The organism is Bacillus cereus group sp. MYBK216-1 (assembly GCF_051916495.1).
Taxonomy (GTDB): domain Bacteria; phylum Bacillota; class Bacilli; order Bacillales; family Bacillaceae_G; genus Bacillus_A; species Bacillus_A thuringiensis_K.
In genome coordinates, this window is sequence record NZ_JBQAGT010000008.1 from 29,023 (window position 1) to 44,621 (window position 15,599).

Here is a 15,599-nt window from a genome sequence, read left to right on the forward strand (position 1 = left end):
TTTTCTGTTAATTATAAGGGGGCATTTCATTATGCGTATTGGGGTACCAGCAGAAATTAAAAACAACGAAAACCGTGTGGCAATGACACCAGCAGGTGTTGTACATTTAATTCGTAACAATCACGAAGTATTCATTCAAAAGGGTGCAGGTTTAGGATCTGGTTTCACAGATGCTCAGTATGTTGAAGCAGGAGCAAAAATTGTTGATACAGCTGAAGAAGCTTGGAACATGGAAATGGTTATGAAAGTTAAGGAACCAATTGAAAGCGAATACAAACACTTCAGCGAAGGTTTAATCTTATTCACATACTTACACTTAGCTCCAGAACCAGAATTAACAAAAGCATTAATCGAAAAGAAAGTTGTTTCTATTGCATATGAAACAGTACAATTAGAAAACCGTTCTCTACCATTACTTGCACCTATGAGTGAAGTAGCTGGTCGTATGGCTGCACAAATTGGTGCACAATTCCTTGAGAAGAACAAAGGCGGTAAAGGTATCTTACTTGCAGGTGTTCCAGGGGTTAAACGTGGTAAAGTAACAATCATCGGTGGTGGACAAGCTGGTACAAATGCTGCTAAAATTGCAGTTGGACTAGGTGCGGATGTAACAATCATCGACTTAAGCGCAGAACGTCTTCGTCAATTAGATGACATTTTCGGAAACCAAGTAAAAACTTTAATGTCTAATCCTTACAATATTGCAGAAGCTGTTAAAGAGTCTGATCTTGTAATCGGTGCAGTATTAATCCCAGGTGCAAAAGCTCCAAAACTTGTAACAGAAGAAATGATTAAATCAATGGAACCAGGTTCTGTTGTTGTAGATATCGCGATTGACCAAGGTGGTATTTTCGAAACAACTGATCGTATTACAACTCATGATAACCCAACTTATGAAAAACACGGCGTTGTTCATTATGCAGTTGCAAACATGCCAGGTGCGGTTCCACGTACATCAACTCTTGCATTAACAAACGTAACAGTACCATATGCAGTACAAATTGCTAACAAAGGCTACAAAGAAGCTTGCCTAGGCAACACTGCATTATTAAAAGGTATTAACACATTAGATGGCTATGTAACATTTGAAGCAGTTGCAGAAGCTCACGGTGTAGAGTACAAAGGTGCTAAAGAATTATTAGAAGCAGAAACAGTATCTTGCTAATAGAAGCATTATACAAAACAAAATCGAACAATATATAAAACAACATGATAAGAGCTAAGAGTGAAGATCTCTTAGCTCTTCTTGGCAAAAGGGGGCATACATCGTGGCCAACCTATTTAAAAAGAAATCCGTTACGCAATTGTTAGGGGAAAGTAAAAGTAAAACTTTGACGAAAACGCTAGGGGCATTTGACCTAACAATGCTAGGGATTGGTGCGATAATTGGTACAGGAGTTCTAGTATTAACTGGATTAGTAGCAGCAAGAGATGCTGGTCCAGCAGTTATTTTTTCATTTATGATTGCAGCCATCGTTTGTGGATTTGCAGCATTATGTTACGCAGAGGTTGCTTCTACACTTCCTGTTTCAGGTAGTGTGTACACATACTCATATGCAACAATTGGTGAGTTTGTAGCTCATTTAATGGGATGGACATTACTATCCGTATATGTTGTAACGACTGCCGCAGTAGCTGGCGGATGGACTGGTTACTTCCATAACTTAGTGAGTGGATTAGGGCTTGAAATTCCAAAAGCACTGCTAACGATTCCGTCTCAAGGTGGTATGGTGAATTTACCAGCAGTTATCGTTACATTAGTTATAACTTGGTTATTATCAAGAGGTACGAAAGAAAGTAAACGTGTGAATAACATAATGGTATTAATTAAAATTGGTATCGTTGTTTTATTCATTGCAGTTGGTGTATTCTACGTGAAACCAGAAAACTGGATACCATTTGCACCGTACGGTTTAAGTGGAGTTTTCGCGGGGGGAGCAGCAGTATTCTTTGCTTTCTTAGGATTTGATGCATTAGCAACTTCTGCTGAAGAGGTAAAAAATCCGCAACGTGATCTACCGATTGGTATTATCGCTTCGTTAGTCATTTGTACAATCATTTATGTTGTAGTTTGTCTCGTTATGACGGGTATGGTTTCTTATAAAGAGCTAGATGTACCGGAAGCGATGGCGTATGTGTTAGAAGTTGTAGGACAAGATAAAGTAGCTGGTATAATCGCAATTGGAGCTGTAATTGGTATTATGGCAGTAATCTTTGCTTACATTTATGCAACGACACGTGTATTCTTCGCTATGAGCCGTGACGGTTTATTGCCAGAATCTTTCGCGAAAATTAATAAAAAGACAGAAGCACCAACATTTACAGTTTGGTTAACAGGAATTGGTAGTGCTTTAATTGCTGGATTTATCGATTTAAAAGAATTGTCAAATTTAGCGAATATTGGAGCGTTGTTAACATTTGCGATGGTTGGTGTGTCAGTTATTATTCTTCGTAAAACACATCCGAAATTACAACGTGGATTTATGGTACCACTTGTACCGATCTTACCGATTATTTCAATTGCATGTTGTCTATTCTTAATGGTAAACCTACCATTAAAAACATGGATGTACTTCGGTGTTTGGTTAGCAATCGGAGTAGTTGTATACTTTGTTTATTCGAAAAAACATAGTCATTTAAAAGACGATGGAAGTTCGCAGGATAATTTAGAACAAGCTAATTAAAAGGGATATAAGTATAGTAAGCCTTGTGCGTCTAGGGAGCGCGCAAGGCTTTTTCTTTTGTTGAAATAAAGGGAATGTATATTACTTTGTTGAATTTTTATGTCGGAATATGAAAAAAGGGTGTGCGAATTGTGCATCCTTTTTTGTATGAGAATATAGAGAGTGCGGAAAATATGTATACGACTTATTAAAATGTGAACGGAATGTTCATAAAAAAAATTCAGATTTCATTGACACATATGAGTGGGTGCTCATATAATAAGAGTATAAGATATATGAATGATTGTTCATATGTTCAATTAAAGAGGTGAGCTATAATGGCTGGAAATAAAGTAGAAACACCACAAGAGACATGTTCTCAAACGATAATTCATGAAGAAGTTGTAGAGCAAGTAAAACAAACAATTCCAACTGATGAAAGTTTAAGTAAAGTAGCAGAACTATTTAAAGTATTAGGTGACCGTACACGTACGAGAATATTACATGCGCTATTTGAAGCTGAAATGTGCGTTTGTGATTTAGCTTATTTATTAGGAATGACACAATCATCTATTTCGCATCAGCTTCGTGTGTTAAAGCAAGCGAAACTTGTGAAGAATCGTAAAGAAGGAAAGGTTGTTTATTATTCGTTAGCTGACCAGCACGTAATTCATATCTTCGAGCAAGCGTTTGAACACGTAAACGAAGAAGAATAAAAAGAACGCGAGGAGGGAGAACGATGGCTGAAGCATTGGTGAAAAAGAAACTGATGTTAGAAGGTTTAGATTGTGCGAACTGTGCAATGAAAATTGAAAAAGGTGTTGGGAATATAGAAGGAGTAAATTCTTGTTCTGTAAACTTCGCAACAAAGACAATGATCTTAGAAACAGCACAAAATAAAGAAAACGAAGTTGTTACGGAAGCAAAACAACTCGTTACAAAATTAGAACCGCATATTAAAGTTCAAGAAGAACAAAAAAATAAAATTGCTAAAGAAGTATTTATATTAGAAGGTTTAGATTGCGCGAACTGTGCAATGAAAATTGAAAATAAAGTGAAGGAAATGCCAGCTGTCTCAGAAGCAACTGTTGATTTCGTATCGAAGAAATTACGAGTAGAAGTTGCGAATAAAAGAGAACTAGAAGCGACTGTAGCAAATATAACAAATGTCGTTCAAAAGTTAGAACCAGATGTGAAAGTTGTTCGTGAAGAGAAGAACGGTCATGACCACGGACATAGTCACGATCATGGTGAAGCGAATGTGAAAAAGATGGTAGGGAGATTAGTAGTCGGCGGAATTTTGACAGCAATTGCTGCATTAGCGGGCTTACCACAAATGGTAACAATTCCGTTATTCGTCCTTGCTTATTTATTAATAGGTGGAGATATCGTTTGGAGAGCGATAAGAAACATAACTCGTGGCCAAGTATTTGATGAAAACTTCTTAATGGCAATTGCAACTGTAGGAGCTTTTGCAATTCAACAATATTCTGAAGCTGTAGCAGTAATGCTATTTTATCAAGTAGGAGAACTATTCCAAAGCATTGCGGTAAACCGCTCTCGAAAATCAATTACTTCATTAATGGATATTCGTCCTGATTATGCGAATGTAAAGGTTGGAAATGAAACGAAACAAGTATCACCAGAAGATGTACAAATTGGCGATTATATTGTCGTTAAGCCAGGTGAGAAGGTGCCGTTAGACGGAAAAGTAATTGAAGGAACATCAATGGTAGATACTTCAGCATTAACAGGTGAATCTGTACCACGTGAAGTAGAAGTTGGAAATGATGTATTAAGTGGCTTTGTGAACCAAAATGGTGTGTTGACAATTGAAGTTACAAAAGAATTCGGTGAATCCACTGTATCAAAAATTTTAGATTTAGTTCAAAATGCAAGCAGTAAAAAAGCACCAACGGAAAACTTTATTACGAAGTTTGCACGTTACTACACTCCAGTTGTAGTTATTACAGCGGCGATCATGGCGTTTATTCCACCACTTATTTTAGAAGGAGCTACATTCTCTGAGTGGATTTATAGAGCTTTAGTGTTCTTAGTAATCTCTTGTCCATGTGCGTTAGTTGTATCCATTCCTCTTGGATTCTTTGGAGGTATTGGTGGTGCATCTAAAAGTGGTGTGTTAGTAAAAGGTAGTAACTATTTAGAAGCTTTAAATGATGTAAAATATATTGTTTTTGACAAAACAGGAACATTAACAAAAGGTGTTTTCAAAGTTACAAAAATGGAACCGAGCGAAGGTACTACAAGTGAAGAGTTATTAGAGTATGCGGCATTTGCTGAAGTATATTCTAACCATCCAATTGCCCAATCTATTCGAAAGGCATATGGAAAATCAATTGATGAAAAAATAATCGATGATTATAACGAAATTTCTGGTCACGGTACAGTCGTAAAAGTACAAGGAAAAGAAATTTTTGCAGGTAATGCAAAATTAATGAGAAAAGAAAATATTGAATTTAAGCAACCAGAAACAGTAGGTACATTAGTTCACGTTGCTGTAGATGGAAGATATGCAGGTTATATTGTTATCTCTGATGAGGTAAAAGAGGATTCTAAACAAGCGATTCAAAAGTTAAAAGAACTAGGTATTAAAAAGACAGTAATGTTAACTGGTGATGCAAAACCAGTTGGTGAAGCTGTCGGTAAAGAATTAGGCTTAGATGAAGTTCATGCGGAATTACTACCGCAACAAAAAGTAGAAGAGATTGAAAAAATTGATGCAGCGAAACACGGAAAAGAAAAAATTGCCTTCGTTGGTGACGGTATTAACGATACACCAGTATTAGCCCGTGCAGACGTTGGTATTGCGATGGGTGGTTTAGGATCAGATGCAGCAATTGAAGCGGCAGACATTGTTATTATGACTGATGAGCCTTCAAAAATTGCGACAGCTGTAAAAATTGCAAAACGTACAAGAAGTATAGTGTGGCAAAATATTATCTTTGCTTTAGGTGTAAAAGGGATCGTTTTATTACTTGGTGCCTTTGGTATTGCAACAATGTGGGAAGCTGTTTTCTCAGATGTTGGTGTGACACTACTTGCAGTGTTAAATGCAATGCGTGTATTACGAGTGAAAGATTTATAAAAAAGAGGACGCGACCCGCGTCCTCTTTTTTATTGGTGATTTTGTTGAAATTGACTCAATAAAATAATACCAAATATTATTTTAATTTTAAATAGCGTGATATTAAAATTTAAAAATAAAATACATTCGTCTTATTATTTTAATATATTTTTTACAAATATCCATATAGTATTGAAAAAACAGAGAAGGGGAAACTTCTCTGTTTACTTTTGTATGTTTTTTTCAACTTGTTCTCGAACTGTTTGAATGTAATTCATTTTATGATCCCAGCACTCTTGGCTTAAATCGACAGGGTATTCTTCAGGATTTAAAGTTCGCATATATTCTTCCCAAAATAGAGAGAGACTCTGCTCGTTATATTGTTGAATATCTAATATACTTGGCAGTTCATATGTTCTTTCACCGTTAACGAAAATGTCTTTATGCAGTTCACGGGCTTCAAAGTTTGTTACGAATTTACTTATATATGTGTGAACTGGATGGAACATTTTTAAGCGCTCTTCTTTTCCAGGTTCTTCAGAATCTAATGCAATATAATCGCCTTCTGCATGATCGTTAACTCGATTGATAATACGATAAATTCGTTTCAGTCCTGGAGTGGTAATTTTTTCAGGATTAGATGAAATTTTAATCGTATCATTTAATTTTCCGTCAGTATCCTCAATCGCAACTAGTTTGTAAACAGCTCCTAATGCAGGTTGCTCAAAGGACGTAATTAATTTCGTCCCAACGCCCCATACGTCAATTTTTGCTCCTTGAGATTTAAGGTGCATAATTGTGTATTCATCTAAATCGCTAGAAGCGATAATTTTTGTATTTGTAAACCCTGCTTCATCTAGTAGTTTTCGTGCCTTTTTCGATAAATAAGCCATATCACCACTATCAAGACGTATGCCATAGAAATCAATACGATCCCCAAATTCTTTTGCAACACGAATTGCATTTGGAACACCAGATTTCAATGTGTCATAAGTATCAACGAGAAAGACGCACTTTTTATGAGTTTCAGCGTATTTTTTAAACGCGACGTATTCATCGCGATATGCTTGAACGAAAGAGTGAGCGTGTGTGCCGGCTACAGGGATCCCAAAGCGTTTCCCAGCACGAACGTTGCTTGTAGAGGAGAAACCACCAATAAAGGCAGCACGCGTCCCCCAAAGGGCAGCATCGAACTCATGGGCACGTCTTGTGCCGAACTCTAAAAGCTCATCATTACTTGCAGCATGTTTCATACGAGCTGCTTTTGTTGCAATTAATGTTTGGTAATTCACAATATTTAAGAGGGCAGTCTCAATAATTTGTGCTTCACCAAGTGGTGCATCAACACGTAATAAAGGCTCGTTATTAAATACAACTTCCCCTTCTTGCATACTGCGAATCGTCCCAGTGAATTTCATATTTTGTAAATAATGAAGGAATTCTTCTTCAAATTGTAATTCTGCTAAATAAGCGATATCGCTTTCAGTGAAACTGAAATTTTCTATGTACTCTACAATTTTCTCAAGGCCAGCAAAAACAGCGTAGCCGTTCTCAAATGGAAGCTTTCGAAAATATAAATCAAAAACAGAACGGCGATTATGAATACCATCTTTCCAATATGTATAAGCCATGTTGATTTGATATAGGTCTGTATGTAAGGCATAACTATCGTCTTTATAATGAGTCATCGCGAGAACACCTCCATAATTTGGTTATAGTATACCAATTTTTCACCATTCGTAGCAAAGAAGAGATATTGATGTGAAGTCAAGAGAGAAAAAAATGAAATTATGCATATTTTTTAGAAAATTTATATTTATCAATTTATATTTCTCCAGATTTTATGTATTATTAGAGTAATGGGGGTAATGAGAATGGAGGAGGACAATGCAACAAACATTAGAAAAAATAGGCAAACAAGTCTTTTATAAACGGCTACAGCAAAAAATGACACAAGAAGAATTATGTCAGGGCATTTGTTCTGTCTCATACTTAAGTAAGATTGAAAATGGAAAGATTGAAGCATCAGAAGAAATTCTACAATTGCTCTGCACAAGACTAGAAATTGCTGTGACGGATTTGAGAGATGTAGAAGAAGATGTGAAGGGGAAGCTGGACGAATGGTTGAATGCACTAGTTCATTTGGACAAGCAACAAGTAGAACGTATATATGAAGAGTTGCAAGGTGAAATGAAGCATGTGTTGGATTTTGAAATTATAAATTATTATAAACTGCTGTATACACGTTATTTAATTATGAAAAGGGATTTTCCTGCTGTCGAAAAAGAGTTAGAGAGCTTAAAGAAGATGTACAAAAAGTATTCACCATTCCAAAAATTATTATATACGTATAGCAAAGGGTTATATTATTTTTTACAACATAGATATAAGAAGGCATTGGAGTATTTGACTCGAACAGAAGTAATGGCAAAGGAACAAGGTTATCATGAGAATGGAATATATTTTAATTTGGCTCTTGTTTATAATGAATTAGAAGTTGAACATATGACTTTACATTTTGCTAATGTAGCAATGGAAGGATTTAAGAATGAATATAAATTCCGTTATGTGATAAATTGCCAGTTACTTATTGCATTGAGTTATATACAAAAAAAACAATATAATGAAGCACTATCTATTTATAATAATATTTTGAGGGAAGCAAATTCTTTTGCTGATAAAGAAAGTATAACAGCTATTGCTTTAAATAATTTAGGCTTCTTGTACTATAACTTAAAAGATTATGCAAAAGCAAAAGATTATTATTTACAATGCCTAAAGTACAAAAAGGAAGAGGATTTAAATTATATTGATGCAGTGTATGAGATCGCTTTGCAGTGTATTGAATTAAAAGAATTTGAAGAAGCGAAAGATTGGATTAATAAAGGGATAGATGTTGCCAAGAGGGATGAAAAGTATAAAAGTATGCTATATATACTTTCAATGCTTAAGAATAAATACTTTGAAACGAAAGATGTTTATAAAAGATTTTTAGAAGTTGAGGCAATCCCATTTTTTAGAGGCGAAGAAAATAAAAAGGAATTAAAAATGGTGTATTTAGAACTAGCAGGATATCACGAGGAATTACTAGAATTTAAGGAAAGTAATAACTACTATAAATTAGCAATTAATTTATTAGAAGAAAAGGGAGGAAAATAATATGAAAAAAATAATTATTGGTGCTTTGGCTTTGGTAGCTGTATTAGTGGTATTGGAACCGCAATATGCTTGGACATCGGATATTTATGGTCAAGGAGAAAAAGTAGTAGAATTAATAAATTCTTAACAGAAACCCCTTTCCAACAGGAAAGGGGTTTTTCAATATTTGTTCCTCAAAATTCTACAAAACTTGAGAAATAAATTAATTGAATTTTTAGTATATTAATAGTGAAAACATAATGCTAATATAAAACTACTCTTTTTCAAAAAAAATTTTATTAGGGGGAAGGTTCATGAAAAAGAAAAGTTTAGCGTTAGTGTTAGCGACAGGAATGGCAGTTACTACGTTTGGAGGGACAGGCTCTGCATTTGCGGATTCTAAAAATGTACTCTCTACGAAGAAGTACAATGAGACAGTACAGTCACCTGAGTTTATTTCTGGTGATCTAACTGGAGCGACTGGTAAGAAAGCAGAATCTGTTGTGTTTGATTACTTAAACGCAGCAAAAGGTGATTACAAGTTAGGGGAAAAGAGTGCGCAAGATTCTTTCAAAGTGAAACAAGTGAAGAAAGATGCTGTAACTGATTCAACAGTAGTACGTATGCAACAAGTTTACGAAGGAGTGCCTGTATGGGGTTCTACTCAAGTGGCTCACGTAAGTAAAGACGGTTCTTTAAAAGTATTGTCTGGAACAGTTGCACCTGATTTAGACAAAAAGGAAAAGTTGAAAAATAAAAATAAGATTGAAGGCGCAAAAGCAATTGAAATCGCGCAGCAAGATTTAGGGGTAACGCCAAAATATGAGGTAGAACCAAAAGCGGACTTATATGTATATCAAAATGGCGAAGAAACAACATATGCATACGTTGTAAACTTAAACTTCTTAGATCCAAGTCCAGGAAACTACTACTATTTCATTGAAGCAGACAGCGGTAAAGTATTAAATAAATATAATAAATTGGATCATGTAGCAAATGAAGATAAATCACCAGTTAAGCAAGAGGCTCCTAAACAGGATGCAAAAGCAGTAGTAAAACCTGTAACAGGAACAAATAAAGTAGGAACTGGTAAAGGTGTATTAGGAGATACGAAATCACTTAATACAACGTTATCTGGTTCATCTTACTACTTACAAGATAATACGCGCGGAGCAACGATTTTCACATATGATGCGAAAAATCGTACTACATTACCAGGAACTTTATGGGTAGATGCAGATAATGTTTTCAATGCAGCGTATGATGCAGCGGCAGTAGATGCTCATTACTATGCAGGTAAAACATATGACTATTATAAAGCTACATTTAATAGAAACTCTATTAATGATGCAGGAGCACCATTAAAATCAACAGTTCATTACGGAAGTAAGTATAATAATGCATTCTGGAACGGCTCACAAATGGTATACGGAGATGGTGATGGTGTAACGTTCACTTCATTATCTGGTGGAATTGATGTAATTGGCCACGAATTAACGCATGCTGTTACAGAGTATAGCTCAGATTTAATTTATCAAAATGAATCAGGGGCATTAAATGAAGCTATTTCAGATGTTTTTGGTACATTAGTAGAGTATTATGATAACCGTAACCCAGATTGGGAAATTGGTGAAGATATTTATACGCCTGGTAAAGCTGGAGATGCGCTTCGCTCTATGAGTGATCCAACGAAATATGGTGATCCAGACCACTACTCTAAGCGTTATACTGGTACTAGTGACAATGGTGGCGTTCATACAAACAGCGGTATTATTAACAAAGCAGCTTATTTATTAGCGAATGGTGGTACGCATTACGGTGTTACTGTGAATGGCATTGGTAAAGATAAAGTAGGAGCGATCTATTACCGTGCAAATACGCAATATTTCACTCAATCTACTACTTTTAGTCAAGCGCGTGCTGGATTAGTACAAGCTGCAGCGGATTTATATGGTGCTAGCTCTGCAGAAATAGCAGCAGTTAAGCAATCATATAGTGCTGTTGGTGTAAACTAAGACTTTAAGAGATAGTTATTAATAAAATACCTCAAAAATAAAGAAGGAGCCTATGCTCCTTCTTTATTTTTTTCTCCATTTTTTCCACAAATAAAACAATCCAATAGCGCCTGCGATTGTTACAATCCACTTTGCTTCATTTGTTCCATTTATAACGTGATATGCAGAATATACTTCAATCAATAAGGCCGGTATTTTCCCTATTGTGCTGGCAATACTGAAGGAGAGTAATGACATCTTACCTAGAGCCGCAAATAAAGTCACGATACTTGATGGGATGAAAGGTATCAATCGAAACGATAGAACGAGTAGAAAGGCCTCTCTACCTTCTACATAAAGAAGACGCTCTACCTTTGGATACTTATTTACTTTATCGTGAGTGAACTTTTGAAGGCCCATGCGGTAAATATAAAACGAGATAATAGCCCCTAATGCTTCGCCTACGATCGAAATAACAGTACCATTTGTTACGCCAAAGAGCTGTATATTAATGGCGGTTAAAAAAATACTAGGGATAAAACCTAAAAGACTAATGATGATGTTAATTAAGATACTAAGTGGAATTGCGATTGAATAGTATTCTGTTAAGAAATTTTGAATCGTTTCAGCCATTGTTTAAAATCCTTTATCTTTTTTTGCATTACACCATATTTCGATTATATAGGCAAGGATAAATTTACATAATGTAGAAAACGTTGATAAAACACCGTTAATATACTATATAAGGGTATTGGGTATATTAAGTCAGGGGTATATTTTTATTTTTAATAAACCACCGTATAAACCCTTTAGATATGGGGTTTATACGGTGGTTTTAGGGATGGATTAAATCGGGAAATAATCATAAAAATATAGGGGTATATTTATAGAAGGGGAGAAAATAGCGATTCTATGAAAATCGGTTGATAATATGGCAAAATAGGTGAGGAATTTAAAAAATGTGTATGTTTTTTCGTGTGAAATTGACTTTTAGTGAAGTTGAGATAATAATCATGGAAGAGGTGATATGATGAAACGAATAAGCAGTCTTTTCTTCAGTAGTTTATTGGCATTAATGCTGATCTTAAGCGGATGTGCAGGAAAAGAACAAAAGCCAGAGAAACAGACAGGGAATCAAGCTACATCGGTAGAAAAAATCAGTGATAATATTTTAGATGAAATGGAAGGACCACCTAAAAATGGTCATACGATTGAAAGACATGTAGGCAAGTCAGAAGAGGATTTGAAGAATCGCTTGAAGACAGATAAAGTGTCAGCTGCAAGTACATACTATGATAAAGAAACAGCGACGAAAGCTGTAAAAGATAGCTTGAAGCAACACGACAAGGAAATTCAAGATTGGTTAAAAAATTCTAAAGAGGCTCGTCTCGTATTAAATACAACTCATTCATTCCCGGTTGGAAAAACGGTAATAAAGAAAAATATGAGTGTAAAAGACAAGTTAGTAAAAACTGTTACTGTTTTAGCAAGAGATAAGTCAGGGGAATTAGGGTTTAAGATTATTACTTCTTATCCATCTGATAAATAAGAAGGGGGAGTACATTATGTATACGACATTACAATACTTTCTTAAATCGTACTGTACGTTAAGTATTCATGAGGATGAAATAGTAAGCGTGATGGAAGAGTTTATTGAACAAGAAGACGAAGAAATCGTTTTGAAATTACGTGATGAATTAATAAATATGAAGAAAAAGAACGCGTGGGAAGTGGCGTGTGTATTAGCTGCGAAGCAAGGAAATCGTATGTGGTCTTTAGAAGAAACGAAAGACCATCTTGAAACTTTTTTACTATTACTGCAAAAGAAAAAGGCGTGATTTAATCACGCCTTTTTCTTTATGTTATTCGGTTAATATTATCTATTCTTTTGGAGCGCTTTTATATACGCTTTTTGAAATTTGTCCATTTGATATTACTTCCCCGTTTTGTGTTACTTTTTTATACGTAACTGCTGTGATTTTATCACTAGTTCTACTAATTACTTGAGAAGAAACTTCAACATTTTTACCAGTATTTGTACCGAAAATGCGTGTAGTAATACTACCTCCATTTGAAAATGCTTGAATATAAATATGATTGCCTGTATTATTTTTAAATTTTAAATCTGGACCATAATCTGCTACTGCTGCATCTTGCCCAAGTGGTAAATAATTTACCGGCATTGAATGATTGCTTCGAGAAACAATGCCTAAATCTGCCCTTAAAGCTGCGCTGTATAATGTACTACTGACTTGGCAAACTCCTCCGCCTGCACTTTGTATTACTTTACCTTGTGAATATACTGCTGCAGATTTATAACCATGTGCAGCATCAGTTACGCCAACGCGGCCGTTAAAACTAAATGTTTCATCAGGTGCGACAATAACCCCACTTAAAGTATTAGCTGACTTATTTACGTTAAATGATTGATTTCCGTTACGGCCAGCCATTGGAGTAGAATATTCAGCAATGACTTCTTTAATACCCATTTTCTGTATGTCTTCTGTAGAACGTTCTGGTTTTATGAATGTAACTGGTAATGTAACATCTGATTTACCAGTAGTAATAGCTTCGTTTGTTAAACTGTTTAGTTTTCCTTTATCAATTTTTTCTCCGTTTTGGCTTTGACTAACATTTACTGTTGAGCCTTCAATACTTAATTCTGCATTAACAGGATTTTTTAATGTTTCATTATATTTATCTTTTATAAAGGTTTCATAAGCTGTTGTATTTAATTGTGGTGTTAATTTATAGTCCCGTTTTAATTCACCGTTTTCAGCTTGCTTACGCATTTTGTAACGATTCATTACGTTTCCTTCTTGTTCTTTGAATATTTTGTCAATAATATCTTTCTCTTTATAATTTACCCCTAAATCTTTCCATGTGTAAGTTTGTTTATCGTTTTGGAATATGTAGGTAAGGGATTTTTGATCTAATTCAGTTACCTTTTGATTAATAATTGCTTGAATGTCTTTCTTATTTTTTCCATCGAGAGAAATACCTTCAAATGTAGTATTTGGTAATGCAGTAGTATCTAATTGATTATTTAATTTGGATACATATTGATATCCCCCAACACCGCCTACACAAAGTAATATGCCCCCGGCAATTGCAGAACCAATCAGTATTTTACTTAGCTTCATTTATTTCCCCCCAGAAATTTATGTATAAATATATGTATTACATTTTTTGTATAAAAATGATGAAAATAACATTATGTACGTACTAGTATACTATTATTTTCACTGCGTGTGTAACGTTTTCATAAAAAATGTTACACGGCTGTAATAATTGTCACTTCTTGTCACAATGTGTATGAAAAATATGTTGAAAAATATAATAAAAAGGCTGTCTAGAAAGATCTAGCAGCCTTTTTATTATAATTTTTTATGTTCATTTTTATTCGTAACACCGAGATGTTTTTGAAGGGTAGTTGAAATAGTATCGACGCTTTTTTCATTTGGAACGTAATAATAAATACCACCTATATATTTATCTGTACCTTCTACTTGCATTTTTTCCATCTTTAAATTTGAATCCATTGAATTTTTTGTAATTGTCATCATATCATCAAAAGTTAAATTGGTTTTTAAATCTTTATCGACAGCGTCTAGTAGGCCACCGATTTTATTAATGGAATTAAGAGATAGTGCCTTTTCAGCAATGGCCTCTAATACAAGCTGTTGTCGTTGGCCACGCATATAATCACTATCGATGTGACGAGTTCTAGCTAGTGCCAGTGCCTCTTCTCCATTTAAATGTTGACGTCCTTTTTTTAGATGAATTGCATCTGCTTCATCTTTACTATTTTGCTCTGTGAACTCAACTGGAACGTCTACAGTAATACCACCAAGAGAATCAACAATTTTAATAAATGATTTAAAATTGAATTTTACATAGTAGTCAACTGGAACATCTAAAAAGTTCTCTACCGTATCAATTGTGCTGTCTACACCACCGAATACGTGCGCATGTGTGATTTTATCGTATTTATCACGTGATTTAATGTAGACGCGTGAGTCACGTGGAATGCTTACAAGTTTAACGGATTTATCGTTTTTATTAATTGTTGCAAGTAATAACGCATCTGTTCGAGTTGCTTTTCCATAACCTTTTTCCCTAATATCACTTTCATCAACACCCATAATTAGTACAGAAATATTATCGGTCATAGGTTTAACAGCTTTTTCACGTTTACTGGACTTATCTCCTCGACCTAGTTCAGCATAAGCATTATTTAAGACGGACTTTGCTTTACTGTATATATGGAAGGAGTAGCCTCCTGCTCCAAGTGCTACAATTAGTAATGGAATAAGAAGGAACCAAAGTAGGCGTTTTTTCTTTGAGCGTCCTTTTTTGGCTCGCGTATTGTTGTTCGTGTCGGATTTCATCATTTTTTCTCCTTTAAAACTATCAAAGTGTATACATTTAGAAGTGTACTCAAACACATAAAAAATATTTTACGCTAAATAAAAGCGATTGTACATGTATAAAAAATAGATGTCTTGATTATTTATCCCGCATTAACGGGCAGTAAAACTCCCACCTCAAAGTCCAGCGAATGCAAGGAAGTTAGGTGGGAGTTAACTGCCCGTAAAAGCCCGATTGGTGAAGGCTAATACTCAGAGGGGGGATAGCCCCCTCTGAGTAAAGTTTCACTGTATAAGACATCTATTCGTTATTGTATACAAAAGATAGGGATAAGAAAATGATAAAATT

The 15,599-nt window shown here is 35.0% G+C and carries 13 protein-coding genes; 9 read left to right on the forward strand and 4 right to left on the reverse strand.

The window, feature by feature from the left end; all coding sequences use genetic code 11:
• The first annotated feature begins 31 nt into the window (after positions 1-31).
• From ald to ACTFRH_RS23455, 4 genes are all read left to right on the forward strand, one after another.
• On the forward strand, positions 32-1,165 hold the full coding sequence (gene ald, locus ACTFRH_RS23440; protein WP_001219744.1) for an alanine dehydrogenase: 1,134 nt from the start codon (positions 32-34) through the stop codon (positions 1,163-1,165).
• Positions 1,166-1,268: 103 nt separating this feature from the next.
• Positions 1,269-2,684, forward strand: a complete 1,416-nt coding sequence (locus tag ACTFRH_RS23445) for an amino acid permease (RefSeq protein ID WP_001284891.1) — start codon at positions 1,269-1,271, stop codon at positions 2,682-2,684.
• Between the two features lie 317 nt (positions 2,685-3,001).
• Positions 3,002-3,379 carry an ArsR/SmtB family transcription factor gene (locus ACTFRH_RS23450; RefSeq protein WP_000918378.1) on the forward strand — a complete coding sequence of 126 codons (378 nt, stop codon included), beginning with the start codon at positions 3,002-3,004 and terminating at the stop codon, positions 3,377-3,379.
• A gap of 23 nt (positions 3,380-3,402) precedes the next feature.
• Positions 3,403-5,769, forward strand: a complete 2,367-nt coding sequence (locus ACTFRH_RS23455) for a heavy metal translocating P-type ATPase (RefSeq protein WP_000796564.1) — start codon at positions 3,403-3,405, stop codon at positions 5,767-5,769.
• A gap of 203 nt (positions 5,770-5,972) precedes the next feature.
• Here ACTFRH_RS23455 and ACTFRH_RS23460 read toward each other — a convergent pair whose 3' ends face one another.
• Positions 5,973-7,436, reverse strand: a complete 1,464-nt coding sequence (locus tag ACTFRH_RS23460; protein ID WP_000150187.1) for a nicotinate phosphoribosyltransferase — start codon at positions 7,434-7,436, stop codon at positions 5,973-5,975.
• Between the two features lie 199 nt (positions 7,437-7,635).
• Here ACTFRH_RS23460 and ACTFRH_RS23465 point away from each other — a divergent pair, with 199 nt between their 5' ends.
• The 3 genes from ACTFRH_RS23465 (at position 7,636) to ACTFRH_RS23475 (ending at position 10,901) form a co-directional block, all read left to right on the forward strand.
• On the forward strand, positions 7,636-8,907 hold the full coding sequence (locus tag ACTFRH_RS23465; protein WP_001187959.1) for a helix-turn-helix domain-containing protein: 1,272 nt from the start codon (positions 7,636-7,638) through the stop codon (positions 8,905-8,907).
• 1 nt (position 8,908) lies between these two features.
• On the forward strand, positions 8,909-9,034 hold the full coding sequence (locus ACTFRH_RS23470; RefSeq protein ID WP_000720172.1) for an NprX family peptide pheromone: 126 nt from the start codon (positions 8,909-8,911) through the stop codon (positions 9,032-9,034).
• Between the two features lie 166 nt (positions 9,035-9,200).
• Entirely contained in the window at positions 9,201-10,901 is a 1,701-nt protein-coding gene (locus tag ACTFRH_RS23475; protein ID WP_000730378.1) for a M4 family metallopeptidase, read from the forward strand.
• Positions 10,902-10,964: 63 nt separating this feature from the next.
• Here ACTFRH_RS23475 and ACTFRH_RS23480 read toward each other — a convergent pair whose 3' ends face one another.
• On the reverse strand, positions 10,965-11,513 hold the full coding sequence (locus tag ACTFRH_RS23480) for a TVP38/TMEM64 family protein (protein ID WP_000852223.1): 549 nt from the start codon (positions 11,511-11,513) through the stop codon (positions 10,965-10,967).
• A gap of 397 nt (positions 11,514-11,910) precedes the next feature.
• Between ACTFRH_RS23480 and ACTFRH_RS23485 the strand changes: the two genes are divergently transcribed.
• Both ACTFRH_RS23485 and ACTFRH_RS23490 read left to right on the forward strand, forming a co-directional pair.
• Positions 11,911-12,429 carry an RNase A-like domain-containing lipoprotein gene (locus tag ACTFRH_RS23485; protein ID WP_000822689.1) on the forward strand — a complete coding sequence of 173 codons (519 nt, stop codon included), beginning with the start codon at positions 11,911-11,913 and terminating at the stop codon, positions 12,427-12,429.
• Positions 12,430-12,445: 16 nt separating this feature from the next.
• Complete coding sequence (locus ACTFRH_RS23490) at positions 12,446-12,718, forward strand: hypothetical protein (protein WP_000288805.1); 273 nt, start codon at positions 12,446-12,448, stop codon at positions 12,716-12,718.
• Positions 12,719-12,760: 42 nt separating this feature from the next.
• On the opposite strand, the gene ACTFRH_RS23495 is transcribed toward ACTFRH_RS23490, so the two are convergent.
• Together ACTFRH_RS23495 and ACTFRH_RS23500 are read right to left on the reverse strand one after the other, a co-directional pair.
• On the reverse strand, positions 12,761-14,023 hold the full coding sequence (locus tag ACTFRH_RS23495) for a VanW family protein (RefSeq protein ID WP_000777358.1): 1,263 nt from the start codon (positions 14,021-14,023) through the stop codon (positions 12,761-12,763).
• A 234-nt stretch (positions 14,024-14,257) separates the two neighbouring features.
• Positions 14,258-15,274, reverse strand: a complete 1,017-nt coding sequence (locus tag ACTFRH_RS23500; protein WP_002163841.1) for an LCP family protein — start codon at positions 15,272-15,274, stop codon at positions 14,258-14,260.
• Positions 15,275-15,599 lie beyond the last annotated feature (325 nt).

What these genes read in the sequence shown, in the direction of transcription:
- ACTFRH_RS23495 (WP_000777358.1), bottom strand. Translation starts at nt 14,023, where the DNA reads ATGAAGCTAAGTAAAATACTGATTGGTTCTGCAATTGCCGGGGGCATA.
- ACTFRH_RS23455 (WP_000796564.1), top strand. Translation starts at nt 3,403, where the DNA reads ATGGCTGAAGCATTGGTGAAAAAGAAACTGATGTTAGAAGGTTTAGAT.
- ACTFRH_RS23465 (WP_001187959.1), top strand. Translation starts at nt 7,636, where the DNA reads ATGCAACAAACATTAGAAAAAATAGGCAAACAAGTCTTTTATAAACGG.
- ACTFRH_RS23490 (WP_000288805.1), top strand. Translation starts at nt 12,446, where the DNA reads ATGTATACGACATTACAATACTTTCTTAAATCGTACTGTACGTTAAGT.
- ACTFRH_RS23485 (WP_000822689.1), top strand. Translation starts at nt 11,911, where the DNA reads ATGAAACGAATAAGCAGTCTTTTCTTCAGTAGTTTATTGGCATTAATG.
- ACTFRH_RS23480 (WP_000852223.1), bottom strand. Translation starts at nt 11,513, where the DNA reads ATGGCTGAAACGATTCAAAATTTCTTAACAGAATACTATTCAATCGCA.
- ACTFRH_RS23470 (WP_000720172.1), top strand. Translation starts at nt 8,909, where the DNA reads ATGAAAAAAATAATTATTGGTGCTTTGGCTTTGGTAGCTGTATTAGTG.
- ACTFRH_RS23460 (WP_000150187.1), bottom strand. Translation starts at nt 7,436, where the DNA reads ATGACTCATTATAAAGACGATAGTTATGCCTTACATACAGACCTATAT.
- ACTFRH_RS23475 (WP_000730378.1), top strand. Translation starts at nt 9,201, where the DNA reads ATGAAAAAGAAAAGTTTAGCGTTAGTGTTAGCGACAGGAATGGCAGTT.
- ACTFRH_RS23500 (WP_002163841.1), bottom strand. Translation starts at nt 15,274, where the DNA reads ATGATGAAATCCGACACGAACAACAATACGCGAGCCAAAAAAGGACGC.
- ald (WP_001219744.1), top strand. Translation starts at nt 32, where the DNA reads ATGCGTATTGGGGTACCAGCAGAAATTAAAAACAACGAAAACCGTGTG.
- ACTFRH_RS23450 (WP_000918378.1), top strand. Translation starts at nt 3,002, where the DNA reads ATGGCTGGAAATAAAGTAGAAACACCACAAGAGACATGTTCTCAAACG.